General features: G+C 66.9%; 26 protein-coding genes and 1 pseudogene. 17 read left to right on the top strand and 10 right to left on the bottom strand.

Annotated elements, in window-relative coordinates:
- Positions 1 to 9 precede the first annotated feature (9 nt).
- The 3 genes from NMQ16_RS09825 to NMQ16_RS09815 all read right to left on the bottom strand — a co-directional run bounded on the left by NMQ16_RS09825 (position 10) and on the right by NMQ16_RS09815 (position 4233).
- Positions 10 to 1227, bottom strand: a complete 1218-nt coding sequence (locus NMQ16_RS09825; protein WP_257080392.1) for a glycerophosphodiester phosphodiesterase — start codon at positions 1225 to 1227, stop codon at positions 10 to 12.
- 66 nt (positions 1228 to 1293) lie between these two features.
- Positions 1294 to 2550 (bottom strand): esterase-like activity of phytase family protein, encoded by a 1257-nt coding sequence (locus tag NMQ16_RS09820; protein WP_257080391.1) that lies wholly within the window; start codon positions 2548 to 2550, stop codon positions 1294 to 1296.
- A 333-nt stretch (positions 2551 to 2883) separates the two neighbouring features.
- Positions 2884 to 4233, bottom strand: a complete 1350-nt coding sequence (locus tag NMQ16_RS09815) for an esterase-like activity of phytase family protein (RefSeq protein ID WP_257080390.1) — start codon at positions 4231 to 4233, stop codon at positions 2884 to 2886.
- 334 nt (positions 4234 to 4567) lie between these two features.
- Here NMQ16_RS09815 and argJ point away from each other — a divergent pair, with 334 nt between their 5' ends.
- Positions 4568 to 5809, top strand: coding sequence for a bifunctional glutamate N-acetyltransferase/amino-acid acetyltransferase ArgJ (gene argJ / locus NMQ16_RS09810; RefSeq protein ID WP_257080389.1), 1242 nt, complete (start codon positions 4568 to 4570; stop codon positions 5807 to 5809).
- A gap of 77 nt (positions 5810 to 5886) precedes the next feature.
- On the opposite strand, the gene NMQ16_RS09805 is transcribed toward argJ, so the two are convergent.
- Positions 5887 to 6600, bottom strand: coding sequence for a PEP-CTERM sorting domain-containing protein (locus NMQ16_RS09805; RefSeq protein WP_257080388.1), 714 nt, complete (start codon positions 6598 to 6600; stop codon positions 5887 to 5889).
- Between the two features lie 198 nt (positions 6601 to 6798).
- Between NMQ16_RS09805 and NMQ16_RS09800 the strand changes: the two are divergent.
- The 3 genes and pseudogenes from NMQ16_RS09800 to NMQ16_RS09790 all read left to right on the top strand — a co-directional run.
- Positions 6799 to 7131: pseudogene (locus NMQ16_RS09800) on the top strand (alkaline phosphatase PhoX); the annotation flags it as partial.
- Between the two features lie 22 nt (positions 7132 to 7153).
- The gene (locus tag NMQ16_RS09795; RefSeq protein ID WP_306441771.1) at positions 7154 to 7303 is read left to right on the top strand and encodes a PEP-CTERM sorting domain-containing protein; all 150 of its coding nucleotides are present in this window, start codon (positions 7154 to 7156) and stop codon (positions 7301 to 7303) included.
- Between the two features lie 50 nt (positions 7304 to 7353).
- Positions 7354 to 8493: a class I SAM-dependent methyltransferase gene (locus NMQ16_RS09790; protein ID WP_257080387.1), complete on the top strand. Its 1140-nt coding sequence runs from the start codon at positions 7354 to 7356 to the stop codon at positions 8491 to 8493.
- Between the two features lie 296 nt (positions 8494 to 8789).
- Here NMQ16_RS09790 and NMQ16_RS09785 read toward each other — a convergent pair whose 3' ends face one another.
- Positions 8790 to 8996 (bottom strand): DUF2970 domain-containing protein, encoded by a 207-nt coding sequence (locus NMQ16_RS09785; protein ID WP_257080386.1) that lies wholly within the window; start codon positions 8994 to 8996, stop codon positions 8790 to 8792.
- A gap of 74 nt (positions 8997 to 9070) precedes the next feature.
- Here NMQ16_RS09785 and NMQ16_RS09780 point away from each other — a divergent pair, with 74 nt between their 5' ends.
- From NMQ16_RS09780 to NMQ16_RS09760, 5 genes are all read left to right on the top strand, one after another.
- Positions 9071 to 10156 (top strand): DUF2157 domain-containing protein, encoded by a 1086-nt coding sequence (locus NMQ16_RS09780; RefSeq protein ID WP_257080385.1) that lies wholly within the window; start codon positions 9071 to 9073, stop codon positions 10154 to 10156.
- Complete coding sequence (locus NMQ16_RS09775; protein ID WP_257080384.1) at positions 10153 to 10989, top strand: DUF4824 family protein; 837 nt, start codon at positions 10153 to 10155, stop codon at positions 10987 to 10989. Before NMQ16_RS09780 ends, NMQ16_RS09775 begins: the two co-directional genes overlap by 4 nt.
- Positions 10986 to 11216, top strand: a complete 231-nt coding sequence (locus tag NMQ16_RS09770) for a DUF3565 domain-containing protein (protein WP_257080383.1) — start codon at positions 10986 to 10988, stop codon at positions 11214 to 11216. The genes NMQ16_RS09775 and NMQ16_RS09770 overlap by 4 nt, the downstream gene beginning before the upstream one ends.
- Before the next feature lie 40 nt (positions 11217 to 11256).
- Positions 11257 to 11892: a cold shock and DUF1294 domain-containing protein gene (locus NMQ16_RS09765; protein WP_257080382.1), complete on the top strand. Its 636-nt coding sequence runs from the start codon at positions 11257 to 11259 to the stop codon at positions 11890 to 11892.
- 404 nt (positions 11893 to 12296) lie between these two features.
- Positions 12297 to 12875, top strand: coding sequence for an NAD(P)H-dependent oxidoreductase (locus NMQ16_RS09760; RefSeq protein ID WP_257080381.1), 579 nt, complete (start codon positions 12297 to 12299; stop codon positions 12873 to 12875).
- A gap of 156 nt (positions 12876 to 13031) precedes the next feature.
- Here the strand turns inward: NMQ16_RS09760 and NMQ16_RS09755 are convergent, their stop codons facing one another.
- Complete coding sequence (locus NMQ16_RS09755) at positions 13032 to 13622, bottom strand: methyltransferase domain-containing protein (RefSeq protein WP_257080380.1); 591 nt, start codon at positions 13620 to 13622, stop codon at positions 13032 to 13034.
- A gap of 16 nt (positions 13623 to 13638) precedes the next feature.
- Positions 13639 to 14022 carry a Co2+/Mg2+ efflux protein ApaG gene (gene apaG / locus NMQ16_RS09750; RefSeq protein ID WP_257080379.1) on the bottom strand — a complete coding sequence of 128 codons (384 nt, stop codon included), beginning with the start codon at positions 14020 to 14022 and terminating at the stop codon, positions 13639 to 13641.
- A gap of 133 nt (positions 14023 to 14155) precedes the next feature.
- Here apaG and rpe point away from each other — a divergent pair, with 133 nt between their 5' ends.
- The 6 genes from rpe to trpC all read left to right on the top strand — a co-directional run bounded on the left by rpe (position 14156) and on the right by trpC (position 19840).
- Positions 14156 to 14887 carry a ribulose-phosphate 3-epimerase gene (gene rpe, locus NMQ16_RS09745; RefSeq protein ID WP_257080378.1) on the top strand — a complete coding sequence of 244 codons (732 nt, stop codon included), beginning with the start codon at positions 14156 to 14158 and terminating at the stop codon, positions 14885 to 14887.
- Between the two features lie 23 nt (positions 14888 to 14910).
- Positions 14911 to 15606 (top strand): phosphoglycolate phosphatase, encoded by a 696-nt coding sequence (locus NMQ16_RS09740; RefSeq protein ID WP_257080377.1) that lies wholly within the window; start codon positions 14911 to 14913, stop codon positions 15604 to 15606.
- 167 nt (positions 15607 to 15773) lie between these two features.
- Entirely contained in the window at positions 15774 to 17264 is a 1491-nt protein-coding gene (trpE, locus tag NMQ16_RS09735) for an anthranilate synthase component I (RefSeq protein ID WP_257080376.1), read from the top strand.
- Position 17265: 1 nt separating this feature from the next.
- Entirely contained in the window at positions 17266 to 17844 is a 579-nt protein-coding gene (locus tag NMQ16_RS09730; protein ID WP_257080375.1) for an aminodeoxychorismate/anthranilate synthase component II, read from the top strand.
- The gene (gene trpD / locus NMQ16_RS09725; RefSeq protein WP_257080374.1) at positions 17841 to 18872 is read left to right on the top strand and encodes an anthranilate phosphoribosyltransferase; all 1032 of its coding nucleotides are present in this window, start codon (positions 17841 to 17843) and stop codon (positions 18870 to 18872) included. Before NMQ16_RS09730 ends, trpD begins: the two co-directional genes overlap by 4 nt.
- A gap of 125 nt (positions 18873 to 18997) precedes the next feature.
- The gene (gene trpC, locus NMQ16_RS09720; RefSeq protein WP_257080373.1) at positions 18998 to 19840 is read left to right on the top strand and encodes an indole-3-glycerol phosphate synthase TrpC; all 843 of its coding nucleotides are present in this window, start codon (positions 18998 to 19000) and stop codon (positions 19838 to 19840) included.
- A gap of 18 nt (positions 19841 to 19858) precedes the next feature.
- Here the strand turns inward: trpC and NMQ16_RS09715 are convergent, their stop codons facing one another.
- Positions 19859 to 20470, bottom strand: a complete 612-nt coding sequence (locus tag NMQ16_RS09715) for a Spy/CpxP family protein refolding chaperone (protein ID WP_257080372.1) — start codon at positions 20468 to 20470, stop codon at positions 19859 to 19861.
- Positions 20471 to 20797: 327 nt separating this feature from the next.
- Here NMQ16_RS09715 and NMQ16_RS09710 point away from each other — a divergent pair, with 327 nt between their 5' ends.
- Positions 20798 to 22942, top strand: coding sequence for an HDOD domain-containing protein (locus tag NMQ16_RS09710; RefSeq protein WP_257080371.1), 2145 nt, complete (start codon positions 20798 to 20800; stop codon positions 22940 to 22942).
- Positions 22943 to 23010: 68 nt separating this feature from the next.
- Here NMQ16_RS09710 and NMQ16_RS09705 read toward each other — a convergent pair whose 3' ends face one another.
- Positions 23011 to 23658, bottom strand: coding sequence for an HNH endonuclease (locus tag NMQ16_RS09705; RefSeq protein WP_257080370.1), 648 nt, complete (start codon positions 23656 to 23658; stop codon positions 23011 to 23013).
- A 117-nt stretch (positions 23659 to 23775) separates the two neighbouring features.
- Between NMQ16_RS09705 and NMQ16_RS09700 the strand changes: the two genes are divergently transcribed.
- On the top strand, positions 23776 to 24405 hold the full coding sequence (locus NMQ16_RS09700) for a hypothetical protein (RefSeq protein ID WP_257080369.1): 630 nt from the start codon (positions 23776 to 23778) through the stop codon (positions 24403 to 24405).
- A 16-nt stretch (positions 24406 to 24421) separates the two neighbouring features.
- Here NMQ16_RS09700 and NMQ16_RS09695 read toward each other — a convergent pair whose 3' ends face one another.
- A complete protein-coding gene (locus NMQ16_RS09695; protein WP_257080368.1) occupies positions 24422 to 25120 on the bottom strand; it encodes a twin-arginine translocation signal domain-containing protein in 699 nt (232 codons plus the stop codon).
- Positions 25121 to 25194 lie beyond the last annotated feature (74 nt).

Raw genomic sequence — 25194 nt, 5'->3', positions numbered from 1 at the left:
TCCGGTTGCTCAGGCGCGACGGCGGGCAGCTGCGCCGATCAGGCCGAGACCGGCAAGCAGCATTGCCCAGGTTTCGGGCTCGGGCACGGCGGCCAGTGCAGCCAGTGCGGTGTCCGGGTGATCCGAAAACACGCCATCCACGCCGAGGGCGTAGAACGCGGCGTATTCCTCTTCCGGCGTGCCATAGCCGAGCTGGTAGCCGATCGAGTCGTCGCGGAAAGTCCAGGTGTGCACCAGCAGACCGCGTTCGTGGGCGGCTTCGACGATGCCGGTGCTGCCCTCGACCAGCCGGTCGCGCGCGTCGATCACGCCGTCGCCGGTGCGCTCGACGCCATCGGCCACCGTCTTCAGCAGATAGGGCTTCCACGGACCGATGCCGTCGGCGTAGCCGGCGATGAAGTCGAGGCCAGCTGCGGTCAGCAGGTCGCCGAAGGTGCGCGGATCACCCGCTTCGGCGAAATCGAACGGGCGGTCATACGGCGGCACCGTAAGGTCCATGCTGCCGTCGGCATTCACGTCCCAGGCATCCATCAACTGCACCAGACGGATGTCGGTCTTGCCATTCAGATACTGCAGGTTCGACACTTCGAAGGACTGGATGAATACCGGCGCGGCGGACGTGTTGCCGTAGGCCGCATGCAGCGTGCTGACCAGCTTGTCCTCGAAGTAATGCGCAGCAAAGCCGTTGTTCGCGGCCTGCGCATTCATGTAGACCGAGTGCTTCAGTTCCGGATAGATGCCCACGCCCTTCGACTGCGCCAGCGTGATCACTTCGTCCAGCGTCGGGATTTCGTACAGGCCGTTGAAGCTCTGGTCACGGTCGGCGCGCGGCTGGATGGCGCGCAGCGTCTTGATTTCGGCCAGCGTGAAGGTGTCGGCGAAATAGGCGGTCGTGGATACGCCGTCGAGCAGTCGCGTGGACTTGCGGCTGACGTCGAACACGCTGGACACATTTGTCGTGCCGTCGAGTATCGGCTCGTGGCGGGCGATCAGGTGGCCGTCCTTCGTCAGCACCAGATCAGGTTCGATGAAGTGCGCGCCCTGCTCGATGGCGAGTGCGTACGAAGCCAGTGTGTGCTCCGGCAGGTAGCCGGATGCGCCACGGTGGCCGATGACGATGGGGGCGGCGCCATCGAGGGTGTTCCAGGCGAAGGCCGCCGGTGCGTTGAACGCGGACAGCAGTGCGACGCACAGCAGGGCGGGACGAAGCGTGACCAGATTTTTCATGAGTGTCTCTCCGGGGGATGCAGCGGTCTTCCTGAGGGGCGCGCCGGGTGCAGCGCGCCCCGGGGCTCAGCCCGCCTTGCGGCGGCGTGCCATGAATCCGGTCAGCGCGAGGCCGGCCAGCAGCATCGCGTACGTTTCGGGTTCGGGCACGGCGGTGACTTCCAGCGCGATGAACTGAGTGAATTGCGTGGCGCCGAAGTTGTTGTCCGACGCAAGGATCAGCGTCTGCTTGCCATCGAACGCCGGTCCGAAGGTGAGGCCTTCGATGTTGTCGAGCGACAGCGTCGAGCCGTCGTCATTCTTCAGGTCCGACAGGTCGAGCAGCAGCGTCTTGCTGACGGCGGTGATCGTCTGCCCGGCGATCGAATCGAAGGACGACACGTCGGTCGCGTTGCGCGCGTCGGCGTAGAACAGCCGGATCGTGTTGCCGGTTGCCGGAATGCCGTTCGCCGGCGTGCCGAGCGAGAACGAGCGCTCGATGGTGATGAACTGGCGGTCGCCGACAGCGATGAAGTCGGTCAGTCCATTGGTCGCGAAACCGTTTGCCGGGTTCGGCGCGAACACCACCGGGCTGACGTCGTAGATGTATTCCGCACCGGCGGCGCCGCTTTCGATGTCGAACGACAGGATGCGGCTGCGCGAGCCGTTGGCTGCGGTCGCCGGCAGGCTGTCCTGCGCGAGGGCGTTTTCGGTGGCGGCGTAAAGCGTGTTGCCGTCGGTCGAGATCGCGAGGTTTTCAAACGCGAGATTGTTGTAGACCCCGCTGTCCCCGGCGGCGAGCCCGCTGTTGCTGCCTACCGGGTTGTAGCGTGCCGGCACTGCGAAGTCACGACCGTAGGTGCCATCAAGGCTGGCGCTGCGCACGGTGGGGTTCTGGAAGCCGGCGCCCGAGCGCTGACCTTCATTGCTCCAGTACAACTGGTTGCGCGTCGCGTCGTAGCGCATGCCTTCCGGATCGACCTGATTGGTGGCGAAGGCCGCGCCGGAGGTGTCGAGCAGCGTGGTCACGCCGGTGAAACCCACGCCGGCCATGCCAGGCGTGGCCGAGCGCGCGAAGGCATTCAGATCTAGCGACACCTCGTAGAAGCGCGCGGGATTGAAACCGGAGCGGTCGTCGCTGATCGCAATATAGCGGCCGCTGCCGGCCACGTAATCGATCGACGACAGGCCGCCTACCGTGGTGCCCGCGAACTGCGTGCCGGTCGGCACGATCTGCTGACCGATGTAGGAAAACTCGAAAGGTGCTGCCGCCTGCGCGCCGAAGCTCGCCAGAGCCAAAGCAAAGGCAAGCGCGAGCGGACGACGGTCATATGAGCATTTCATGTGATCTCCCTGAATTTTTGCGGGCGACGGACGAAGGTCCGAACCCCACAGGATTTGATGTTGCGCAGGCTAGGCCGAGGCAGTGACAAGCACGTGAAGGGTGGCTGCGCCGAATGGACTATCGAGCCCTCCGCCTGAAAGAGGTGTTTTCAGCCATTCCAATTTGATGTGCGGACCATTCAAATCTGCCTGTGTCGCGTTGTGCAGCGCTGAAATGGCGGAGCGTTCGGGCTTCGCCGTCGACGATGTCTTCATTCATTTATCGGCGAACGCGGTCCCTCGGAAGGGGCCGCGTCAGTCGGCGAGCGGATTGCACCGCGGACCGGGCGACACTCAGCGCGTACGACGGCGGGCGGCTGCGCCGATCAGGCCGAGACCGGCCAGCAGCATTGCGTAAGTTTCGGGCTCCGGTACCGGGTTGGCGAGGCTGATCTTCAGGAACTCGGTGTGGTCGGAGCCGAGGTCGCGACCGCCCGTGCCCGGGTAGTTGTTGTCGTTGATCACCAGTAGCGTGTTGGCGTCGAGAATGAGCACGTCCTCGATGGTCACGTAAGGGAAAGTGAAGGTGGTGAGGCCGTCGCCGTTCAGGTCGTCCGGGTCGGCGATATTCATCAGGTCGACCAGTTCGGTCTTGGTGACGAGGCCGCCGTCGGCAACACCGGTGGTGTCGGCGATGAAGATCTTCTTGAACGGCGTGCCGCGGGTGGCGGTGCCGCCGTTGCGCTCGATCACCAGGAAGCGGTGGTCATCGATGGCGGTCATGTCACCGATGGCCGTGCCTTCGGCCTCGAGTTGGTACAGGTAGTCGAGGCCGGTGTAGCTTTCGCTGTCAATGCTGAACTCATTGATGCGCAGGCTTCTGGCGGGGTCGCCGGCAACCGTCTTTTCGAGCAGCGTGTAGAGCCTGTCGCCGCTGGCGTTGATGGCCATGCCTTCGAAACCGCCGGAGCCGCCGAGGTTGCTCGTCGCCGAGCCGTTCAGCACTGCCTCGTTCTGCGGCGCGAACACGCCGGGCAGTGCGATTTCGCGACGCTGCACCACGCCGCTGGCATCGGTCTTCACGAGGTAGGGGCCGAATTCGTCGCCGAACCACAGGTTGCCGTTCTTGTCCTGACGCACCGATTCGATGTCCAGGTCGGCGCCGGTGAGCAGGCGCCCGGACTTGATCGACGCGTCCACGAGCGGGTTGGCGGCGTTGTTGTAGTAGTGCGTGTAGTCGGCCTGAACCTTGATGCTCAGCAGGTTCTTCGGGTCGCTCAGCGTGATGCGGCTGGTAGCGGAAAACGCCGGCAGCGAGGCACCGGTGTTCCAGTCGGCAGCAGACACGCTGCCAGTGCCACCCTGCGCGGTGCGGAAGTCGACATTAACTGCATAGCTGCGCAGCAAGGTGTCACCCGAATTGCCCTGCGCGCCGAAGCCGTTGTCGGAGATCACGCGGAAACTGCCGTTGGCACCGGCCAGCACGCCGGAGAAGCCCTGCACCGGCTGCAGGTCGATCAGCGGCAGCGGGTTGCCACCGGCGCCGGCGCCGGCAAACTGGCCCGAGGTCGGGCCGTCGGAGAAGGTGTTTGCCGGCATCACGGCCCAGCCGGCCAGCGTGTTTTGGGCGGCGTGCGCGGCCGGTGCGGCAAAGGCCGCGGTCAGCGCGAGCGCGAGGCTCAGACGTGCGAAATCAGCGTTCATGGTTCATCTCCCCTGTGTGGTCGGTCCGGCCGATGCCGGGATCACGCAGAAGGCTGGGGAGGGCGCTTTGCAGTGCCGTGAAGGTGAACTGGTCCGTTCGGATCATGGTGCGTCGCCAGCCGCATGCAGCGTGGCTTCGCAACAGGCAGCCGGCCCGCCGAAAGCGGGAGCGGGGCCGTTTCCGGACAATCCCTGCAGAGGCGTGATTTCGCGCTGGTTACAAGGAAGGTGAATTCCTGTGACGGGCGTGCAGTAAGAGGTGCGCGACATCAATCCGGCGATCGGCGCCAGCCTGCATATAAACTCGCGGTTTTACCCCCTGCGAGACCCGCCCATGCCCGTGAATTACCAGACGCCGCCCGCCGAATCCATCCTGCCGGTCGCTGGCGTACGCCTCGGCATCGCCGAGGCCGGCATCCGCAAGGCCAACCGGCGCGACCTGTGTCTGATTTCGCTGGTGCCGGGCGCCCGCGTGGCCGGCGTCTTCACGGTGAACCGCTTCTGTGCCGCGCCGGTGCAGGTGTGCCGCGACCACCTGTCGCGCAGCGACATCCGGGCGCTGGTCATCAACACCGGCATCGCCAACGCCGGCACCGGCGAGCCCGGCATGGTCGCCGCGCACGCCACCTGCATCGCCGTGGCGCGCGTGCTCGGCCTGGCACCGGAGCAGGTGCTGCCGTTTTCCACCGGCGTCATCATGGAGCCGCTGCCGGTCGACCGCATCGAACGCGGCCTGCCTGCCTGCATGGCCGATCTCGACGAAGGCAACTGGCACGCCGCCGCACACGCCATCATGACCACCGACACGGTCGCCAAGGTGGCGTCGCGCACCGTGCAGATCGACGGCCGCACCGTCACGCTGAGCGGCATAAGCAAGGGCGCCGGCATGATCAAACCCAATATGGCCACCATGCTGGGTTTCATGGCGACCGACGCCGCCGTGTCGCAGGCCGCGCTCGAAGCCATGGTGAAGCACGCCGCCGACCGCTCGTTCAACTGCATCACGGTCGACGGCGACACCTCGACCAATGATTCCTTCATGCTGATCGCGTCCGGCACCGCCGGTAACGCCGAAATCACTGCGCTCGACAGCGAAGCCGGCGCCGCGCTTGCCGATGCCGTGACCTCGCTCGCCGCCGAACTGGCCCAGGCCATCGTGCGCGACGGTGAAGGCGCGACCAAATTCATCACCATCGACATCGAAGGCGGCCGTGACGTCGCCGAATGCAAGGCGGTCGGCTACGCCATCGCCCACTCGCCGCTGGTCAAGACCGCCTTCTTCGCATCCGACCCCAATCTCGGCCGCATCCTCGCCGCCGTCGGCAACGCCGCGCAGAACCATCCGTCGCTGGAAGACCTCGACACTTCGAAGGTGAGCCTGTGGATCGGCGACTTTCTGGTCGCGAAAGACGGCGGCCGCAACCCCGCCTACCGCGAAGAGCAGGGCGCCGCCGCCATGGCCCCGTCGGAAATCGCGCTGCGCGTGACCCTCGGCCGCGGCAGCGCCCGCGCCACCTGCTGGACCTGCGACTTCAGCTACGACTACGTGAAGATCAACGCGGACTACCGCAGCTGATCCAAAGTGACGCCCCGCGGGGCGGGGGATGCCGGCCCATCGGAAGCCGGCGGCCGACAACGGCCGCCGGTGGTGTCTCAGACCTTGTTTCGACGGCTGCCGAAGCCCACGAGGGCAAGGCCGGACAGCATCAGCGCCCAGGTTTCGGGTTCGGGCACGGCAGCGGCCATGGTCACCACGTTGATGTTCAGATGGTCGTAGAGATAGCTGCCGTTCGGGCCGACATCCACGGTGATGCGGTCGCCGGACAGGAACTGCAGCGGTGCAGACCCGAAGCTGAAAGCCTGCGGCGTGTAATCGGCGCCACTGACCACGAAGCTGCCGACCGAGGTCGTCACGCCACTGCGGGTATGACTGACCGTTACATCGACGCCGTTGCTGCTCAGGCCGTTGATCACCATTTCCGCGTGCACGGTCACGCCGTTCAGCGTGATGTCTTCGGGTGCGGTGAACACGATGGCGACGCTGCTGGCATCCGAAGGCCCGGGATGCAGGAACACGCCGTCGAAAGTCGGCAGGCCGGCCGCCCCGCCAAATGCGGCATCGCCGATATTCACCAGCTGGCCGGTTTGCGTACACGTACCGCAGGGGTAACCGTACGTCGCGGCAGACATCGGCGGCAGCAAGGAGCCATCCTGGTCGCCGTAATGGGCGGCCCAGAGGGCGCCGGGCGCCTGGGGGGTGACGTAATCCCAGCTCGACTCGACAAACGTCCGGAAGTCGTAGTTTTCGGCCTGGGCCGAACCGGCGGTGCCGGCCAGCAAGGCCATGAGCAGCAAAGCGTGTTTCATGATGGGTTCCTCTGGAATCGTTTGGCCCGGAGCACGAAAGCAAATTTGGAGCCCATGCAAGAAAAACAATGAAAACTGTTTTTATTCATATGGTTGAGAATGTTATCGACTGTAAATTAGAGTTGCTGTAAGAAAAGTCGACAACCTTGGTGGCGGCGGTGTGCGCGACGCGCCACCTTCGTCAGTGGCAACCAGACCGCCGGCAACAATCCGGACAACGTCACCGTCAGCACGCGCGGCGGTGTGCTGCTGTGCGAGGGCGGCGGCGATGTGACCGACGCCTGCGGCAGCGGCAACCGCCTGCTCGGCCTGAACCCGGCCGGCGAGGCCTACATCTTCTGCAAGAAAAACTTGACGCTGTCCGCCGACCAGACTGTGAGCGCAGGCAAGATTGCCTCCGCCGGCGACTATCGCGGCTTCGAATTCTGCGGCGCCTGCTGCGACCCGACCGGCCGTGTGCTGTTCGCGACCGTGCAGACACCCGGCATCACTGTGGCCATCACCGGCCCGTGGGCCAGGGGCAATCTTTGAGCACCGATCCGGGAGCCATCCCATGAACATCTGCCACACCCTCGCCGCCGCAGTGCCCGAGCCCGAAAGCCGGGCCCTGATGCTGGCCGGCCTGGGTCTGCTCGGCGCTGTGGCGCGTCGGCGCGTTGCCGTCGCTGAATCTGCATTCGCCGCTCGCGCACGAATCGTGTAGCGTGCTGCGCTCTTGCCGCGACAGCGGCCTTAGCGCGGACGGGATGGTCAGTGAGCGAAGCAGTTCTGCAATGGCACGAAGGTGAGATTGAACGCAGCGCCCGCTGGCAATCCGAAGCTGGCCTGCCGCCACCGAAGCGCGTGGTGGTGGCCGACGACACTCTGAGCGCCGACAGCGCCTTCCGCCTTGCGAGCGAGGGCACGGCGCTGTTGTGGCGCAGCGATTTCCAGAACGCGCGGCAACTGCTGCAGGCGCTGGTGCGGCGGGTGGACCGCAAGCCGCGCAAGCCGGCGGCCACGATGCGCGACGCATTCAACCAGCACCGGCTCGCACAGTCGCAGCGCGCCCGCACGCTGGGCATGCTGCTGATTCCGTTCGACGCCGGTCACGTCATTCCGCTGCGCCGCGCGCCCGATGTGGTCGAGGCCTGCACGCAGGCGCACGGCGAGGCGCGCGAAGGCTATGTGTGCTCGCTGCGCGAGCTGCTGGGCGTGATCAGTGCCTACGAGTGGCGGCGCAACGGCGTCGAGGTGCCGGCGCTCGAAGCGCGCATCCATCCGCACTACGGCGTGTTTTCGCCGGTGCGCGGCGAATATGTCGATCTGATTGCGAAGGCGCCGCTGCCTGCGGTGCTGAAGAAGGCGTCGCGCGCTTTCGACATCGGCACCGGTACCGGCGTGCTGGCTGCACTGCTGGCCAAGCGCGGCGTGGCGAAGGTGGTTGCGACCGATCAGGACGAGCGCGCGCTGGCCTGCGCGCGCGACAACGTCGCCCGCCTCGGGCTGGGCGCGCAGATCGACGTGCGCGCCGCCGACCTGTTCCCCGACGGCCGCGCGCCGCTCATCGTGTGCAACCCGCCCTGGCTGCCGGCGCGCCCGGCCTCACCGCTGGAACACGCGGTGTACGACCCGGACAGCCGCATGCTGCGCGGCTTCCTGTCGGGGCTGGCGGAACATCTGGGGCCGGACGGCGAAGGCTGGCTCATCCTGTCGGACCTGGCCGAACACCTTGGCCTGCGCACCGCCGACGAACTGCAGGGCTGGATCGACGACGCGGGTCTGAAGGTGCTTGGCCACCTCGACGCCCGCCCGCGCCACCCCAAGGCGAGTGACGAGTCCGACCCGCTTCATGCGGCGCGCTCCCATGAAGTGACCCGCCTGTGGCGGCTCGGCGCGAAAGAGGGCGTCTGAGGGTAGTGCGGGAGCGGAACTGCGGGAGCGGCGGTCTTGTGGGAGCGGCGGCCTCGCCGCGATCGGCGCGTTTATCAACGATCATCGCGGCATCAATCGCGGCGAGGCCGCCGCTCCCACAGCTCAAGCCCACAGCTCAAGCCCACAGCTCAAGCCCACAGCTCAAAACCACAGCTCAAAACCACAGCTCAAAACCACAGCTCAAAACCACAGCTCAAAACCACAGCTCAAAACCACAGCTCAAACGCGGGCTCTGGCCCACACTCTTGTGCTGTGAGTCGGCGCTGCCGGGCGATTCAGCTCGTTGCCCACATCACCAGCGCGATCAGCACGACATTCACCGCGATGGCGGCAAACAGGCCGCCGAGCAGGAAGTGCTGCGGGCCGAGTCCTTCGGTGGTGCGGTTGATCATGCGCGTGCGTCCGATGCCGGTGAAGGTCAGCAGGATGATCTTGAGTGCGCGCAGGCTGCCGCGCAACAGCGGGACGGGGGGGTGATCCATCGCCCGATTGTGCCTGACCGGCCCGCGCTGTGCTGGCCGTCGGCAGCCCGGTGCGGCCGTGGCATGATGCGGCGATGACATCCGGAAACGATGCGATGGACGACAGCCTGTCACGCGCCGACGCGCAGCAACGCGCCGACGACATTCGCGCCTTCCGTCGCGAACAGGCGCGACTCGCGGCCGACGGGCTGGCCGCGGCCGATGCAGCGGCGATCCGGGCGCACCACGATGTGCTGCTGACGCGCCTCGCCGCGCGGCCTGACGTCGACACCACGCAGCGCGCGCGCCAGCTCACGCTCGGCCTGCGCATCGCCTCCTTCCTCGGCGCGCTGGCGCTGGCGGCCAGCGTGTTCTTCCTGTTCCGCCAGTACTGGCCGCTGTTTCCCGAAACGGTGCAGGTCATGGTGCTGGCCGGCGCCGCACTCGGCACGCTGGGGCTGACCGCCTGGCTGCACGGGCGCGACGCCTCCGGCTACTTCACCAAGCTGGCGGCGCTGGTGGCCTTCGCCTGCTTCGTGCTGAACCTGGGCCTGCTCGGTTCGAGCTTCAACATCACCCCGTCGGACAAGGCGCTGCTGCCGTGGGCGGCTTTTGCGCTGCTGCTCGCCTATACGTGCGAACTGCGCCTCTTGCTGGTGGCCGGGCTGGTCTGCATCACCGGCTTCATCGCCGCGCGCGTCGGCAGTTGGTCGGGCATGTACTGGCTCAGCGTGGGCGAGCGGCCGGAACACTTCTTTCCGGCGGCGCTGGCCATGTTCTGCGTACCGTTCTTCGTCGACCACCGGCGACATCCGGGCTTCGACGCCACCTGGCGGCTGGTCGCGCTGCTCGCGCTGTTCCTGCCCATGCTGGTGCTGTCGAACTGGGGCCGCGCGAGCTATCTGCCGTTCGAGGCCGATGTGGTCGAAGGGATCTATCAGCTGGGCGGCTTCGTCGCCGGCGGCCTGCTGACCTGGCTCGGCGCGCGCCGTGGCTGGCCGGAGGTGATGAATACCGCGGTCGTGTTCTTCGTCATCTTCCTGTACACCAAGCTGTTCGACTGGTGGTGGGCGGTGATGCCGAAGTTCCTGTTCTTCCTCGTGCTCGGGCTGGTGGCGCTGCTGGTCATCCTGGTGCTGAAGCGGCTGCGCGCGGTCGTGCCGGCGGAGGGCGGGCAATGAGGCGCGTCCAGAAAATCCTGCTGGCGGGTGGCGTGGCGCTGATCGTCGCGGTGAATGCCTTCGTGCTGGCGGGCGTGGCGTGGAACCGTTCGGGCGCGCCCGCCAGCGCGCTCACGCTGACGCAACGCGAACTGAGCCTGCCCTATGCCTTCGGGCTGGATGGCGAGCGCGGCAGCATCGACGTGGCGCTGCTGTGGCGCGCGTCGATGCGCGACGACAACGACGCCGATTCCGGATTCGACATGCGTTACGGCAGTGGTCCTGCCTGGCTGGATGCCGACAAGCTGCGCGAACTGGGCTTCGACCTGAAGGACGGGCGCGATGCCTACCGCGCCAGCCGCGAGGTGTACGTCGTGCTCGAACTGGCCGGCGAGGCCTGGCAGCGCGCGCTGGCCCGCGCACAAGCCCGGCTGGACCGTGCACTCGCCCGCGGCAGCACGGACAAGCAGGATGCCGACGCGCTGACGTCGGCGCAGGAGGCCCTGAAGTACGAACAGGACAAGGCGTCGCGCCTGTTCGCCGTCGACGCCGGGCTGGACGCGGCGGCGCTGCGCCAGCGCTATCCGGACCGGCGCACGCATGCCATCGTTGCCGCAACGGTGACGCCGTCGGTGACGGTGATCGATCAGAAGACCACTTTCGGCGGCCACATCGGCGAGCCGTCGGTCGCCCGCATCAGCGTGCCGCACGCGCTGCGCGGCGCGATGGAGGGCGTCGACCGGACGGCGCTCGACAGCGGGCGCGCGGCCTTCGAGATGGATGTTGCGTGGGGCCGCCGCTTCGAGCCGTGGATCACCGCGGTGCGTCCTCGCAGGGGGGCGGTCGCCGGATGAAGCAGCCGATCACCGGTTACCTGATCGACGACGCAGGCGACTGGGTCGCCCGGCTGGCGTGCGGGCATCGCCAGCACCTGCGCCACCACCCGCCTTTCACCAACCGGCCCTGGGTGGTGACGGAAGAAGGGCGTGCGGCCCATCTCGGCACACTGCTCGACTGCCCACGCTGCGACGCCTTCGAGTGGCCCGACCACATCGTCGCGCAGGCCGGGCGCCGCGGCTGAAGCGGTGCTATCTTCCGCCCCCGTGTTTCAGGGAGACGACATGCGCAGCACAGGCCGCATCAGGACATGGAAGGATGACAAGGGTTTCGGCTTCATCGTGCCGGACGACGGCGGCGATGAACTGTTCGCCCACATCAGCGAAGTGAATGCCGAAGGTCGCAGACCGTCGGCGGGCGACCGCGTCAGCTTTGCCGTCGGGACCGACCGCGCGGGGCGGCGCTGTGCCAGGCAGGTGCTGCTCGACGGCGTGCCGCTGAAGACCGCGCGCGCCCGCGGTCAGGTTCGCGACGATCATCCGGCGCAGTGGGGCGGCGCCACGCTGTTCATCATTCCGGCCTTTCTCATCGTCATGCTGGTCGCGGCCTGGCTGTGGCAGGTGCCGGCCGGCTGGTTTCTGCTCTATCTCGGTTTGAGCGTCGTCACCTTCGGGCTGTATGCGGTCGACAAGGCGCAGGCTGCCCGCGACGGCATGCGCGTGCCGGAAGCCCGGCTGCATCTGCTGGCACTGGTCGGCGGCTGGCCCGGCGGCCTGCTGGCGCAGCAGTTCCTGCGCCACAAGTCGGTCAAGGCGTCGTTCCGGCGCGGCTTCTGGGTCACCGTGGCGCTGAACGTACTGATTTTCCTGTTCGTCACCAGCCCGCTCGGCCGGCCGCTCGTCGCGCACTGGCTGGGGTAAGGCGCGGCGGCCTGCGGGAGCGGTGGCCTGTGGAGCGGCGCCCTGTGCGGCCTCTGTGGGAGCGGCGGCCTCGCCGCGATTGTGCCGCGATGGTCGCTGTGCGAAGTGCGTATCGCGGCGAGGCCGCCGCTCCCACAGGCCGTCGCTCCCACAGCCAGAGCCACAGCGCCCACGCAGCCGCGGCATCGCACGGCGCCGCCATGACGGGGCGCGCCGTGCGCTCGGTTGCACCGGCAATAACGCCCCCGAAATGCACTGGCGGATGATCCCGCTCAAGGTGCGTGCCCCGGACTTTGATCAGGATGGACGCACCAGCATTTCAGTAGGTTGGGGTGAGCGCAGCGATGCCCAACATCCCCTGCCTTCGATCAGGATGGGCGTATCAATATCGAGGGACTCCGCACATGGGCCGCATCGTTGTCATCCAGGGACATCCCGAAACGCGTGCGGGTCTGCTGCGCGCACTTGCCGACAGCTACATCGAAGGTGCCCGGGAGGCCGGGCATGAAGTCGAGGTGTTCGACGTGACCCGGCTCGACTTTCCGCTGCTGCGCGACAAGGCGTCCTGGTCCACCGCTGCTGACGGCGATGTCGCGCGGGCGCAGGCGGCAGTGGCCGCGGCGCAGCATGTCGCGGTGTTCTTCCCGCTCTGGCTGGGTACGCTGCCGGCGTTGCTCAAGGCCTTTTTCGAACAGTTCCTCCAGCCGGGTTTCGCGGTTGGCGAAGGTAGCGGGCTCAATCCGTTCACGCCGCTGCTGAAAGGTCGTTCGGCCCGGCTCGTCGTGACCATGGGCATGCCGGCTGCCGTCTTCCGCTGGATCTATCTTGCGCACGGCGTGAAGAGCTTCGAACGCAATGCACTGAATTTCGCAGGCATCCGGCCGGTGCGTACGACGCTGATCGGCAGCGTGGACAGCATGGATCACGCCAGTCGTGCCCGCCGGCATGCGCAGATGCGCGGCCTTGGTCGCGCCGCCCGCTGAACGGGCTACGCTGCAGGAGCGGCGGCCTGTGAGAGCAGCGGCGCTGTGGGAGCGGCGGCCTCGCCGCGATCGGCGCGTTGATCAACGATCATCGCGGCATCAATCGCGGCGAGGCCGCCGCTCCCACAAATCCGCGCCGCTCCCGGGGGTCGCACCCTAGACGCGCAGCAGGCGCACGCGCCTGAACCAGCCGCCGAACGCGGCGGGCTCGTTGCTGACCACGCCGAAGGGCAGATCTTTCAGCGCGTCTTCGAGGACCAGGTCGAGCCGGGTGGCGATGCGGCCGGCGATGGGTGACAGCAGGCGGCGCAATGGCGCCGGTCGCCCGGCAGGCAGGAATTTGTCGAGCAGCAAGGCCGCGCCGCCCGGTTTCAGCACGCGGGCGGCTTCGCGCAGGCAGGCGGCGCCATCGGGCACGACGGCGACGATGAGGTGCAGCACGACGCAGTCGAAGCTCGCGTCGCGGAACGGCAGACGCATCGCATCGCCACGCACCGGCCGGTAATCGAGCCCTTCGGCACGCGGCAGGCTGCGCGCAAGCATGGCGCTGTTGAAGTCGAGGCCGGTGTAGCGGTGGTCGGGCGGCAGGCAGGGCAGGTCGAGGCCGGTGCCGATGCCGCACAGCAGGATGTCGGATGGCGACCGCGGCAGGGCGTCGAGGCTGGCGCGCCGCGCACCACGCGAGGCGAGGTCGACGACCGCGTCGTACAACGGGGCGAGACGGGTATATGACGCGTCGAGTGACACCGCGCCGACCCGGGCTTCAGTGCAGCACGCGCGGCATGGCCAGCGTGAATTCGGGGATGACGGCTTCGAACTGCGTGCCGTCTTCGGCCACCATCTGGTAGGTGCCGCCCATGGTGCCGACCGGTGTGGTCAGCGCACAGCCACTGGTGTATTCGAACTTTTCGTCCGGCTTGAGCAGCGGTTGCTGGCCGACGACGCCGAGGCCGCGCACTTCCTGCTCGGAATCGGCCGCGTCACGGATGACCCAGTGACGGCTGATCAGCTGAGCCGGCACGGATCCCGTATTGGTGATCGTCACCGTGTAGGCGAAGACGAAGCGCGACTCGTCGGGGTCGGACTGCTCTTCGACGTAGCGTGTCTGCACCGACACCGTGATTTCATGTTTTTTAGCTTCGGCCATGGCAGCTTTTTAACCGAAGTAAACCGGAGCGGCAAGCGGCAGCCGCCGTGACACACAGTCGAAGCGCGGGCCAATGAGCAGGGCAGGGCACGGGAGCCGATACAATTGCACTCCCGCCATCCGGAGCACGCCCGTGAGCCACTTGTCCGCACGTTCTTCATCCGCCGCCGATTTCCTGATCGCGCCCAGCCTGCTGTCGGCCGATTTCGCCATGCTCGGGCAGGAAGTGCGCAACGTCATCGATTCCGGCGCCGACTGGATTCACTTCGACGTGATGGACAATCACTACGTGCCCAACCTGACCATCGGTCCGCTGGTGTGCCAGGCGCTGCGCCCGCATACCGACGCGGTGATCGACGTGCATCTGATGGTGAAGCCGGTCGACCGCATCATTCCGGACTTCGCGAAGGCCGGCGCCAACGTGATCACCTTCCATCCGGAAGCGTCGGAGCACATCGACCGTTCTCTGGCGCTGATCCGCGATCACGGTTGCCGGGCTGGTCTGGTGTTCAACCCGGCCACGCCGCTGCATCACCTCGACCACGTGATGGACCGGCTCGACCTCGTGCTGCTGATGTCGGTGAACCCGGGCTTCGGTGGCCAGAGCTTCATTCCGGAAACGCTGAACAAGCTGCGCGCCGCACGCGCGAAGCTCGACGAGTACGAAGCGCGCACCGGCCGGCGCATCCGGCTGGAGATCGACGGCGGCGTGAAGGTGGACAACATCGCCGACATCGCGCGCGCCGGCGCCGACACCTTCGTCGCCGGCTCGGCCGTGTTCGGCGCCGGGCTCGACACCGACCCGAACCGCTACGACAGCGTGATCGGCGCGCTGCGCGCCCAGCTCGCCACCGTCGCGGCATGACCGCGACGCCAGACAGTCGCGGCATGAGCCCGCGGCTCGCGGTTGCCGCCATCAGCTTCGACCTCGATGGCACGCTGCTCGACACCGTGCCCGATCTCGCCGCCGCCGCGCGCGACATGGCGCTCGAACTCGGCCTGCCACCCCGGCGTGAAGATGAAGTACGCGTGTTCGTCGGCCGCGGCATTCCGGATCTGGTCGAGCGTTGCCTGGGCGAGCGCGCGCAGGACGCCGCGCTGCTGGCGCAGGCGATCGAGCATTTCAAGCGTTGCTATCGCGCGCGCAACGGCGAGCGGTCGGTCGCCTACCCGGGCGCGCACGACACGCTGGCCGCCTTGCAGGTCGCCGGTTTCCGGCTCGCCTGTGTCACCAACAAGGCGGCCGACTTCACCGAACCGCTGCTCGAACTGATGAAGATGAGCCCGTACTTCGACTGCGTGGTCAGCGGCGACACGCTGCCGCAGAAGAAACCCGATCCGGCGCCGCTGTTGCATGCGGCCGCGCAACTGGGCTGCGCACCCGGCGCGCTGTTGCATGTCGGCGACTCGTACAACGACATCGAATGCGCCCGCGCGGCCGGCGTCGCAGTATTCGGTGTGTCCTGGGGCTACAGCGAAGGGCGCGTGCTGGACGCAAAAGATTGCGATGGGCTACTATCGTCGCTCCCTGACCTGCTCGATCGGGTCATGCTGTCGACCGGCCATCGGGTCGATCAACCCTGAGCGTACCGACAAAAATGGATAGCCCGACTTCCAAGGAGAGACCCGCCCGCAGCTGCGCGCCCGCGCCCCTGCACGGGTACCTGTGGCGAGCCGCCTGAGTCCGCTTCCGGTCCGGCGCGCGCGGTGACACCGCGGCGCCCGTTCAAATCCTGCACTCCGGTCTGTCCATGAATCACGATCAATTCGAGGCGCTCGTACGCGCCGGCTACAACCGCATTCCGGTCGCGCGCCAGGCGCTGGCCGACCTCGACACGCCGCTGTCTGCCTATCTCAAGCTGGCCGACGCGCCGTATTCCTATCTGCTCGAATCGGTGCAGGGTGGCGAGCGCTGGGGGCGTTATTCGATACTCGGCCTGCCGGCGCAGACGCGCATCGTCGTGCGTCGCAACGACATCCGCGTGCTGCGCGACGAGGTCGAGATCGAGCACTGCGAATCGGCCGACCCGCTTGCGTTCGTGCAGGACTTCATCGGCCGCTACCGGGTGCCCGACCTGCCGGGTCTGCCGCGCTTTTCGGGCGGGCTGGTCGGCTACTTCGGCTACGACGTGGTGCGCTATGTCGAGCACCGGCTCGAGGCCGGCTGGAACAAGGTCGATCCGCTGGGCGTGCCGGACATCCATCTGCTGCTGTCCGACGAGCTCGCGGTGTTCGACAACCTGTCGGGCCGGCTCACCTTCATCGTCTATGCCGACCCGGCGCAGCCGGACGCGCTGATGAACGCGCATCTGCGGCTCGAAGCGCTGTCGGCGCGGCTGAAGTCGCCGCTGCGCGAACCGGACACGCCGCGCGGCGTGTCGGTGGACGCGGTGTCCGGCTTCGGCCACGACGCCTACTGCGCGGCGGTCGACACCGCCAAGCGCTACATTTTCGACGGCGACATCATGCAGGTCGTGCCGTCGCAGCGCATGAGCAAGCCGCTGGCAACGACGCCGATGGCGGTCTATCGCGCGCTGCGCGCGCTGAACCCGTCGCCCTACATGTATTTCTTCAATCTCGGCGACACGCACATCGTCGGCGCCAGCCCGGAAATCCTCGCCCGTCTCGAAGGCGACAAGGTGACCGTGCGGCCGATCGCCGGCACCCGCAAGCGCGGTGCCACGCCGGACGAAGACCGCGCGCTGGCCGAAGACCTGCTGTCGGACGAGAAGGAACGCGCCGAGCACATCATGCTGGTCGATCTGGGCCGCAACGACCTCGGCCGGGTCGCCGCCATCGGTTCGGTGGAGGTGACCGACCGCATGGTGGTCGAGAAGTATTCGCACGTGATGCACATCGTCAGCAATGTCGAAGGCGTGCTCAAGCCGGGGCTGACCGCGATGGACGTGCTGCGCGCCACCTTCCCGGCCGGCACGGTCAGCGGCGCGCCCAAGGTGAGGGCGATGGAAATCATCGACGAGCTGGAGCCGGTCAAGCGCGGCATCTATGCCGGCGCGGTCGGCTACCTCGGCTTCAACGGCGGCATGGACGTGGCCATCGCGCTGCGCACCGCGGTCATCAAGGACGGCATGCTGCATGCCCAGGCCGGCGGCGGCGTGGTGATGGATTCGACGCCGGAAGGCGAATGGCAGGAAACGCTGAACAAGGCGCGCGCCGTGCTGCGCGCGGCCGAACTGGCGGAAGCGGGGCTGGTGCCGGGCCCGGACGGGCGGGGGAACTGACATGTTATTGATGATCGACAATTACGACTCCTTCACCTACAACCTCGTGCAGTACTTCGGCGAGTTGGGTGAGGACGTGCGGGTGTTCCGCAACGACGAAATCACGCTCGACCAGATCGATGCGCTCAAGCCGGACCACATCGTGGTGTCGCCCGGGCCGTGTTCGCCGAAGGAAGCCGGTGTGTCGGTGCCGCTGATCAATGCCTTCGCCGGCAGGTACCCGATACTGGGCGTGTGTCTGGGCCACCAGAGCATCGGTGCGGCGTTCGGCGGCGACGTGGTGCATGCCAAGGTGGTGATGCACGGCAAGACGGCGGCGATCCACCATGCCGACAAGGGCATGTTCCGCGGCCTGCCGAATCCCTTCACTGCGATCCGCTACCACTCGCTGGCGGTGGCGCGCGACACGCTGCCGGAGTGCCTGGAAGTGACGGCCTGGACCGACGACGGCGAAATCATGGGCATGCGGCACAAGACGCTGGCGGTCGAGGGCGTGCAGTTCCACCCGGAATCCATCCTGACCGAGCATGGTCACCGGATGCTGAAGAACTTCCTGGACGAGTGGAGGGCAGGCGCATGAGCTTCACGCCGAAACAGGCGCTCGAGCGCGTGATCGAGCATCGCGAGATATTCCGCGACGAAATGACCGCGCTGATGCGCCAGATCATGACCGGCGAAGTGTCGCCGACCCTGATCGCCGCCATCCTGATCGGTTTGCGGGTGAAGAAGGAAACCGTGGGCGAAATTGCCGCTGCGGCACTCGTGATGCGTGAGCTGTCGATGAAGGTGCCGGTGGACAACAGCCAGACCCTGGTCGACACCTGCGGCACCGGTGGCGACGGCGCGCACACCTTCAATATTTCCACCGCAGCGATGTTCGTTGCCGCCGCCGCCGGCGCGCGCGTGGCCAAGCATGGCGGGCGGGCCAGTTCGTCGCAGAGCGGGTCGGCCGACGTACTGGAAGCGCTCGGCATGACGCTGAACCTCACGCCGGCGCAGGTTGCGACATGCATCGAACAGGCTGGCGTGGGCTTCATGTTCGCCCCCAACCACCACAGCGCGATGAAGCACGCCGCACCGGTGCGCCGGGAACTGGGCGTGCGCACGATGTTCAATATCCTGGGTCCGCTGACGAATCCGGCCGGTGCGGCCAATCAGGTGATGGGTGTGTTCCACGCCGACCTGGTCGGCATCCTGGCGCGGGTGCTCAAGGAACTGGGCTCGCGCAATGTGCTGGTGGTGCATGGCCGCGACGGGCTGGATGAGCTTTCGATCAGCGGCGACACCTTCGTCGGCGAGCTGCGCGACGGCGAGGTGCGCGAATACACGGTGCATCCGTCGGACGTCGGTCTGCCTGTGCATGCACTCGACACGCTGCGCGTGGCCGATGTGCAGGCCTCGCGCGACATGCTGCTGGCCGCGCTGGAGGGCCGCTTCGCCCCGGCGCGCGACATCGTGCTGCTCAACGCCGGTGCCAGCCTCTATGTGGCGGGCGTGGCGGACAGCCTGCGCGACGGTGTGAACCGTGCCCGTGAGGCGGTCGAATCCGGCGCCGCGCGGGCGCGTGTCGATGCGCTGGTCGAGCTGACGCGCTCGTTCGCCACCTGATGTTCTCGTGGGCGCCTGCCCCGCAGGCGATCGAGCTGTCGATCACCGCGACACCGTCATGTGACTCCCGATCGCCTGCAGGGCAGGCGCCTACGGGTCCGAAACATTGAATGGGGTCAGAAGAAATGTCCGACATCCTGCAGAAGATCCTCGCCACCAAGCGGGAAGAAATTGCCGCCGGCCGCGCCGTGCAGACGCTGGACGCTCTGTGCACCCGGGCCGAGGCCCAGCCGCCGGTGCGCAACTTCGTCGCTGCACTGGGCGATCGCGTGGCGCGCCGGCAGTCCGCAGTGATTGCCGAGGTGAAGAAGGCCAGTCCGTCGAAGGGTGTGCTGCGCGCCGACTTCCGGCCGGCCGAGATCGCGCGCTCGTACGAGGCGGGCGGCGCCGCCTGCCTGTCGGTGCTGACCGACCGGCAGTATTTCCAGGGCGCACCCGAGTTTCTGGTCGAGGCGCGTGCTGCCTGCCGGCTGCCGGTACTGCGCAAGGATTTCATCATCGATCCCTGGCAGGTGGTCGAGGCGCGCGCGATGGGTGCCGACTGCATCCTGCTGATAGTGGCCGCCTTCCTGCCGTCGTCCGGCGAGGCGGATGGCGCGCAGCAGGCGAAAGCGGTGGCCGACATGCGCGCACTCGAAACCCTGGCCGGAGAGCTGGGCATGGCGGTGCTCGTCGAAAGTCACGATGCGGGCGAACTTGATCTGGCGCTGCAGCTCGATACGCCGTTGATGGGCATCAACAACCGCAGCCTGCGTACCTTCGAGGTGTCGCTCGATTTCACTCTGTCCCAGCTCGACCGCATTCCGGCCGGGCGCATCGTGATAACCGAAAGCGGCATCCTGACGGCAGAACACGTCGCGACCATGCGGGCCCGCGACGTGCATGCCTTTCTGGTCGGCGAAGCCTTCATGCGCGCCACCGATCCCGGGGCCGAACTGGCCCGCCTGTTCGGAACTGCCGTGGTCTGAACCACGGCAGTCCGGTCATCAGCTGCGCACTGCGCCGTCGGCGCCGCGCGGGCCGTCGCCCTCGCCATGATGCCTGCCGTGGTGCCTGCCATGGTTCGGGTGACCGCCACCCAGACGGGCCAGTGATTTCGCCGCCTCTTTGCGCTGTTCAGGCGTCAGCACTTCGGCCAGATCGGCCAGCGTGCGCGTCATCAGCTTCGAACGTTCGTCCATCTGCGCATGGCGGGCCGCACGCAGCTGTTCGATCCGGTCGCGGTCAATCGATTCGGCCGACAACAGCGCCAGCATATCCTTCGGACCGCTGCCATCGGCAGGGCGCAGCGCCTTCATCTGTTCTGACGAGGCCTGGACAATTTCGCGGGCACGTGCCTTCTGCTCGTCGGTCGCGCCGACCTTGCTGAAGACGCGTTCGACACGGTCCGCCATGCGCTTTTCCATCTGACCGTGGCCGTGATGCGCTGTGGTCTTCATGGCGTGCGGTGCGCGCTGATCACCCGCGTCGGCGGAAGCCTGCGGAACGGCGGCAACCATCGCGGCCAGTGCGCCGGCCGCAGTGAGCGCAGCCAGCCAGCGGCCGCGGGATGTTGCAGCCTGCAGGGGGTGGGCCGTGACAGCGTTCGGGTGTTTCATGATCTGACTCCTCTGATTTGCCGGAATGCTCCGGCAGCGAAGCCAGTGTCGGCTGCTGCTGTAAACCCGCTGCGAGACCGCAGTAACGATTTGTAAGATTCGCGGCTTTCCGGCATTTTCAAGGCCGGGATTCAGATTGCGGCCGAAACGGGTGACACTGACCTGCAATGAACGGTCGGGATGTGATGATTCCCAGTGTTGGCGCGGGTTCTGTGGCAAAACACTGCGGTATTATCCAACCGGGTTCCGTCCGTCAGAACGGCCGATAAACAATCAAAAAAGGTCAGCGCCGGGGGTCACCCCGACGTATCCCGTTTCCTGCACAGCATGTCAGCCAACGCTGCAAGCGCGATCGAATGTGCCGTGCTGTCTGGCGCGCCCTCCGTTCCGGTGATTGCCGGAACGGCGCTCGGCTTGCGCTCGCCGCAGGGCGAGGCGCAGCCGCTGTCGGCATTGCTGAGTGCCGATCCGGTGCTCGTGCTGCGCGTGCTGCGTGCATCGGAAGCGCTGGAACACCCGAATGGCCTGAGCGCAGCGCGTCGCATCGATGCGGTGATCGATGCAGGCGGGCAAGCCCTGATACGCGCGGCCTTGCTCGACACCCACGAGTGGTCGTCCCGCCTCGGCGGTGTGCCGGACGGATTCCGTCGCTACTGGTCACATTCGCTGCTGAGCGCCGAAACCGCGCGCGAACTTTCGCTGCGCGGTGGCAGCAGTGACCCCGACGAGGCCTACATTGCAGGTCTGCTGCTCGATGTGGCGATGCCGCTGCTGTCGAACAACCCGCCGTACCTGAACCTGCTGGCGCAAGGTCATGACGAGTCCGCGCTGTCAGGCCTCGAGACCGCCGAACTGGGTGTGTCGCACGCCGAACTCGCCGCCGATCTGCTGCCGGCGGCGTGGGCCGGCGAACTGGCCGACGCCTTGCGCTTCCATCACGCCGACGCGGCGCTGTTCCACGATGCGCCCGAATTGCTGCGCGTCGCGCGCGCGGCCGAAGAACTGTCGGGCGGCGGCAGCGGCGACGCGATGCAGCACGCCGCGCTGGCGCATGCGCTGACCGGGCTGCCGATGGACCAGCTCAACGACGCCTGGCAGACCGCCTGCCGACGCACGCAGTCCCGTCTGGATGCGCTGCAACTGCTCGACCCGATGGCGCCGATGATCGCCGGCGCGCCCTATCGCCCGTTCTTCGAGGTTTCGCCCGACGCCTCGTTCAACCCTGCGAACGGTACTGATCCGCAACAGTCGGTGCTGCTCGATCTCGCCCGCAGCGGTCTGCTCGCGCAGGTGCTGGAACCCACAGCTGACAACGACCTGCTGCGTGCCTACCGGCTCGCTGGCTCCCTGCTGCTCGATCTGCCGATGCCGCAGATGCTGCTGCCGGCGCACGGCGAAACCCGGTTCGCCGTGCTCGACGAAGCCGGCGAACCGGGTCGCATTCAGCTCGACCTGGCGCATTCGGGGCTGGGCGACATCGGTCAGGAATTGCTGCGCGGGCAGCCCTGGTACTGCGAGGATGCCCGGCAGGCGGCGCGCCTGCCGATCAGCGTCCAGCGGCTGCTGCGCCCGGCACGCGGCGAAGCGTGCCTGATGCTGCCGCTGCTCGGCGACGGCCGGGTGGAAGCTCTGGCACTGCATCGCATGCCTGTTTCGGCGCTTTCAGGCCTGCGCAGGCGCGCTGCCGGACTCGACGCACTGGCCGGCGCGACCGCGCGCGCGCTGCGTACGCAGCGCGTACAGGCACGCAATCTGGGCGAACTGCGCAGCAGCATGGTCGAGCAGTACGCCGCGCACTCGCGGCAGTTGCGCGCCGACCTGAACACGCCGCTCGGTCTGCTGAAGCACCAGGTGAAGTCGATGCGCCTGAAGATGGGCGCCGATTCGATGCTGGAATCGGAGCTTTCGGTGTTCAACGATCAGGTGATCCGCATCGACACTGTACTGCACCAGTTCGAAAGCCGCCCGCCGGACATCACCGCGGCGGCGCAATGGACCGACATCAACCAGCTGATCGAACAGATCATGGCCGAGACCGACGAGCGGACGTTCCGCGCGCGTTCGATCACGAGCGAACTTCACCTTGATTCGGCGCTGCCGCCGCTGCACCTGCCGCTGTCGGCGATGCGTGACATCGTGGCCGCGCTGCTCACGGTCAGTGCCGAGCAGATCGGCAGCGGCGGGCGCATCGCCGTCAGCAGTGCGGACGGGGTTAACTGGAACGGTGTGCTGCACGCGGAAATCCGCATCCGCGATTTCGGCCGCGGCATGGACGCTGCACGGGTGGCCGCGCTGTTCGCTTCGACTGCCGGCGAAGGTCAGGCGCGCCCGACGCTGGCACATGCGCTGGCGCAGATCCGGGCGCTCGGTGGCTCGCTGTCATGCAAGAGCGCGATCGGTCAGGGCACGGTATTCCAGTTGCTGCTGCCGCGCCAGACGCGCCGACGTGCGCCGGCCGCCGAGCAGGTCTGAGGGCTGTTCACCTCGCCCTGAGACGCGCTGGCTGCACGCGTGACGCACGGATGAGATGTGTACAGACCCTAGGCCGCCTTCCAGCGACTGTTGGCATTCACGTGCTGGGAGAGGAAATCCATCTGGTCGACCAGAATGTTGCGGTTGCTCAGGATCAGGTACTCGGCCTTGTTGGGCACATAGGGCGCATAGAGCAACTGCATGTGCGCCTGTTCGGGCGTGCGACCGCTCTTGCGCTGATTGCACGGACGGCAGCAGGTGACCACATTCATCCACAGGTCCCGGCCGCCCTGCGACACCGGCAGGATGTGGTCGCGCGTGAGCTTCTGGGCCGAAAAATCGCCGCCGCAGTATGCACAGATCGAGCGATCGCGGTGGAAAAGCTCGCGATTGTTCAGCGGCGGCACGGCCATCTGCAGCTTGTGCGCATGGCTGCGACCCTTGATCGCGATGATGCTGTTGGTGCGGATGAAGGATTGTTCGCCGGTCATCCGGTTGATGCCGCCGCGGATTTCGAATTCGTGGCTGCCGGCGACCCAGGCCACCAGATCCTTCGAATGATAGAACACGGCGTGCTGCCAGCTCACCCAGCGATGCGGCACGCCGTTGGCATCCAGCGTCAGTATCCACGGATGTGCCGGCCGGCGGTGTTCCCGCGCTAAGCTCAGCAGTGGGTGCTCTTCCATCGACGGGAACACGGCCTTGGCAACCTCCATGGTGTCCAGCTTGACAGGCAGGAAACGCGGAAACGCAGACTTGCGCGCGGGCGATCGTTTGCCGGATGAGTTTAACGGCCTTCCGCTCGCAGCGCGCACGTACTCTAGCAAAGGAAGATGAATTTGCAACCGCGTCGCCGGCGTGTTCCATCATCGAAGCTGCTGGCCGCATCGGGGCTTTCGCTGGTACTGCACGGACTGCTGATCTGGCCGCTTCCACTGCCGCGTTCGATACCCGACAGACCGGCTCCTCTGGTCGGCGCACTGCGGCTCGTTCGGGCGGCGCCCGCAGCGGCGACGGTCACCGTTGCGCAAGACCTGTCGGTCGCTCCGGAATCCCGTCTGTCGATCGATCGTCCGCCACCCTTGTCCGCCCCTGCCGGCCGCTCAGCACCACCCGGGCCGGACCGCGCCGCGCTGTCACCCGTCGTTGCGGAATCCTCGCTGCGTGCCTTTCGCTATGCGATTGCGCGCTCCGTTGCCCGCGACAGCGCGCTGCTGCAGGCAACGGGGGTGCGCATGTCCATCGCGCTGCGTCTGCATGCGCGTCGTGTCGTCGCGGTCTCGCTCGTGCGCGGCAGCGGACACGACGCGGTGGATGCACGGGTGCTGGCTGCGTTCAGGACAGCGGCGAGTACCGCCATCATGTCGGTTGAGCTGCCGCCGCACGGCTTCGCGGTGGAACTGGAACTTGACGGCGAACCGGACGACCCCGCACAGGATGAACGATCGAGCACACCCGGCTGAAGCGCTGGACGATTGTTCAGCAGCGCACCTGCTGGCGACAGAACTCCGCCATCGGAACTACGCGCGTGCGGTCGCCGACCGGCTGCATGGCGCGGTCGCCACCGTGTTCCAGTGCAAGCCGGAAGCCGAAAGTGCTGAAGAAGCGATCGAATACGTCGGCGCCCAGGGTGGCGACCGCAGCCAGTTCGTCGCGCTCGGCGGAGTACTCCAATACAATCGCGGCCAGCGGTTGCGGGGCAGGGCCTTCGAGCACCTGCGCGCCGGCAGCCGGATCGAACTGGCTGTGCTCGGAACAGCAGTGGATGACCCGGGTGCGAGCATTGTGCGGCGTCGCGTCAGCGCGATAGGCGATGAAACTGATGTCGCGTGTGGGATGGGTGAGCTTGTGCGAGCATATGGCCGAGTAGGCGACAACCGATTGGCGCCGGCCGACGCCGCCCGGCCAGTCATAGCGGCGGCCATCCGCAGTGCGGATGTCTTTCCGGCCCGCAACCTTTTGACCGAGATCGAGCAGGAAGCACGGCGTGGCCGGGTAGGGCCACTGGAAAACATAATTGACGCCCGGCTCAAGCGAGCCTGCACGCAGCGGTTGCCCGTCACTGTCGGTCAGTATGCTGCGAGGAAAGCTTCGCACGATGCGGGCATGCGCAGGCTGGTTCAGCCCTAGCATGCCGCACGCAGCGCCGCAGGTCGCGATGAAGTGGCGTCTTTCCATTTTCATGCTCCACAGGGACAGTTTGTGCTGCGGTCGTTGAAACCTAGAAACAGTTGTTGCGATAGTCAAGCGGG

Origin of the sequence: Methyloversatilis sp. XJ19-49 (genome assembly GCF_024580145.1) — a bacterium.
GTDB lineage: Bacteria > Pseudomonadota > Gammaproteobacteria > Burkholderiales > Rhodocyclaceae > Methyloversatilis.
The sequence above is the reverse complement of the archived record's forward strand: the minus strand, read 5'-3'. Positions and strand labels throughout refer to the sequence as shown.

What these genes read in the sequence shown, in the direction of transcription:
- NMQ16_RS09825 (WP_257080392.1), bottom strand. Translation starts at nt 1,227, where the DNA reads ATGAAAAATCTGGTCACGCTTCGTCCCGCCCTGCTGTGCGTCGCACTG.
- NMQ16_RS09820 (WP_257080391.1), bottom strand. Translation starts at nt 2,550, where the DNA reads ATGAAATGCTCATATGACCGTCGTCCGCTCGCGCTTGCCTTTGCTTTG.
- NMQ16_RS09815 (WP_257080390.1), bottom strand. Translation starts at nt 4,233, where the DNA reads ATGAACGCTGATTTCGCACGTCTGAGCCTCGCGCTCGCGCTGACCGCG.
- argJ (WP_257080389.1), top strand. Translation starts at nt 4,568, where the DNA reads ATGCCCGTGAATTACCAGACGCCGCCCGCCGAATCCATCCTGCCGGTC.
- NMQ16_RS09805 (WP_257080388.1), bottom strand. Translation starts at nt 6,600, where the DNA reads ATGAAACACGCTTTGCTGCTCATGGCCTTGCTGGCCGGCACCGCCGGT.
- NMQ16_RS09795 (WP_306441771.1), top strand. Translation starts at nt 7,154, where the DNA reads ATGAACATCTGCCACACCCTCGCCGCCGCAGTGCCCGAGCCCGAAAGC.
- NMQ16_RS09785 (WP_257080386.1), bottom strand. Translation starts at nt 8,996, where the DNA reads ATGGATCACCCCCCCGTCCCGCTGTTGCGCGGCAGCCTGCGCGCACTC.
- NMQ16_RS09780 (WP_257080385.1), top strand. Translation starts at nt 9,071, where the DNA reads ATGACATCCGGAAACGATGCGATGGACGACAGCCTGTCACGCGCCGAC.
- NMQ16_RS09775 (WP_257080384.1), top strand. Translation starts at nt 10,153, where the DNA reads ATGAGGCGCGTCCAGAAAATCCTGCTGGCGGGTGGCGTGGCGCTGATC.
- NMQ16_RS09770 (WP_257080383.1), top strand. Translation starts at nt 10,986, where the DNA reads ATGAAGCAGCCGATCACCGGTTACCTGATCGACGACGCAGGCGACTGG.
- NMQ16_RS09765 (WP_257080382.1), top strand. Translation starts at nt 11,257, where the DNA reads ATGCGCAGCACAGGCCGCATCAGGACATGGAAGGATGACAAGGGTTTC.
- NMQ16_RS09760 (WP_257080381.1), top strand. Translation starts at nt 12,297, where the DNA reads ATGGGCCGCATCGTTGTCATCCAGGGACATCCCGAAACGCGTGCGGGT.
- apaG (WP_257080379.1), bottom strand. Translation starts at nt 14,022, where the DNA reads ATGGCCGAAGCTAAAAAACATGAAATCACGGTGTCGGTGCAGACACGC.
- NMQ16_RS09740 (WP_257080377.1), top strand. Translation starts at nt 14,911, where the DNA reads ATGAGCCCGCGGCTCGCGGTTGCCGCCATCAGCTTCGACCTCGATGGC.
- trpE (WP_257080376.1), top strand. Translation starts at nt 15,774, where the DNA reads ATGAATCACGATCAATTCGAGGCGCTCGTACGCGCCGGCTACAACCGC.
- NMQ16_RS09730 (WP_257080375.1), top strand. Translation starts at nt 17,266, where the DNA reads ATGTTATTGATGATCGACAATTACGACTCCTTCACCTACAACCTCGTG.
- trpD (WP_257080374.1), top strand. Translation starts at nt 17,841, where the DNA reads ATGAGCTTCACGCCGAAACAGGCGCTCGAGCGCGTGATCGAGCATCGC.
- trpC (WP_257080373.1), top strand. Translation starts at nt 18,998, where the DNA reads ATGTCCGACATCCTGCAGAAGATCCTCGCCACCAAGCGGGAAGAAATT.
- NMQ16_RS09715 (WP_257080372.1), bottom strand. Translation starts at nt 20,470, where the DNA reads ATGAAACACCCGAACGCTGTCACGGCCCACCCCCTGCAGGCTGCAACA.
- NMQ16_RS09710 (WP_257080371.1), top strand. Translation starts at nt 20,798, where the DNA reads ATGTCAGCCAACGCTGCAAGCGCGATCGAATGTGCCGTGCTGTCTGGC.
- NMQ16_RS09705 (WP_257080370.1), bottom strand. Translation starts at nt 23,658, where the DNA reads ATGGAGGTTGCCAAGGCCGTGTTCCCGTCGATGGAAGAGCACCCACTG.
- NMQ16_RS09700 (WP_257080369.1), top strand. Translation starts at nt 23,776, where the DNA reads ATGAATTTGCAACCGCGTCGCCGGCGTGTTCCATCATCGAAGCTGCTG.
- NMQ16_RS09695 (WP_257080368.1), bottom strand. Translation starts at nt 25,120, where the DNA reads ATGGAAAGACGCCACTTCATCGCGACCTGCGGCGCTGCGTGCGGCATG.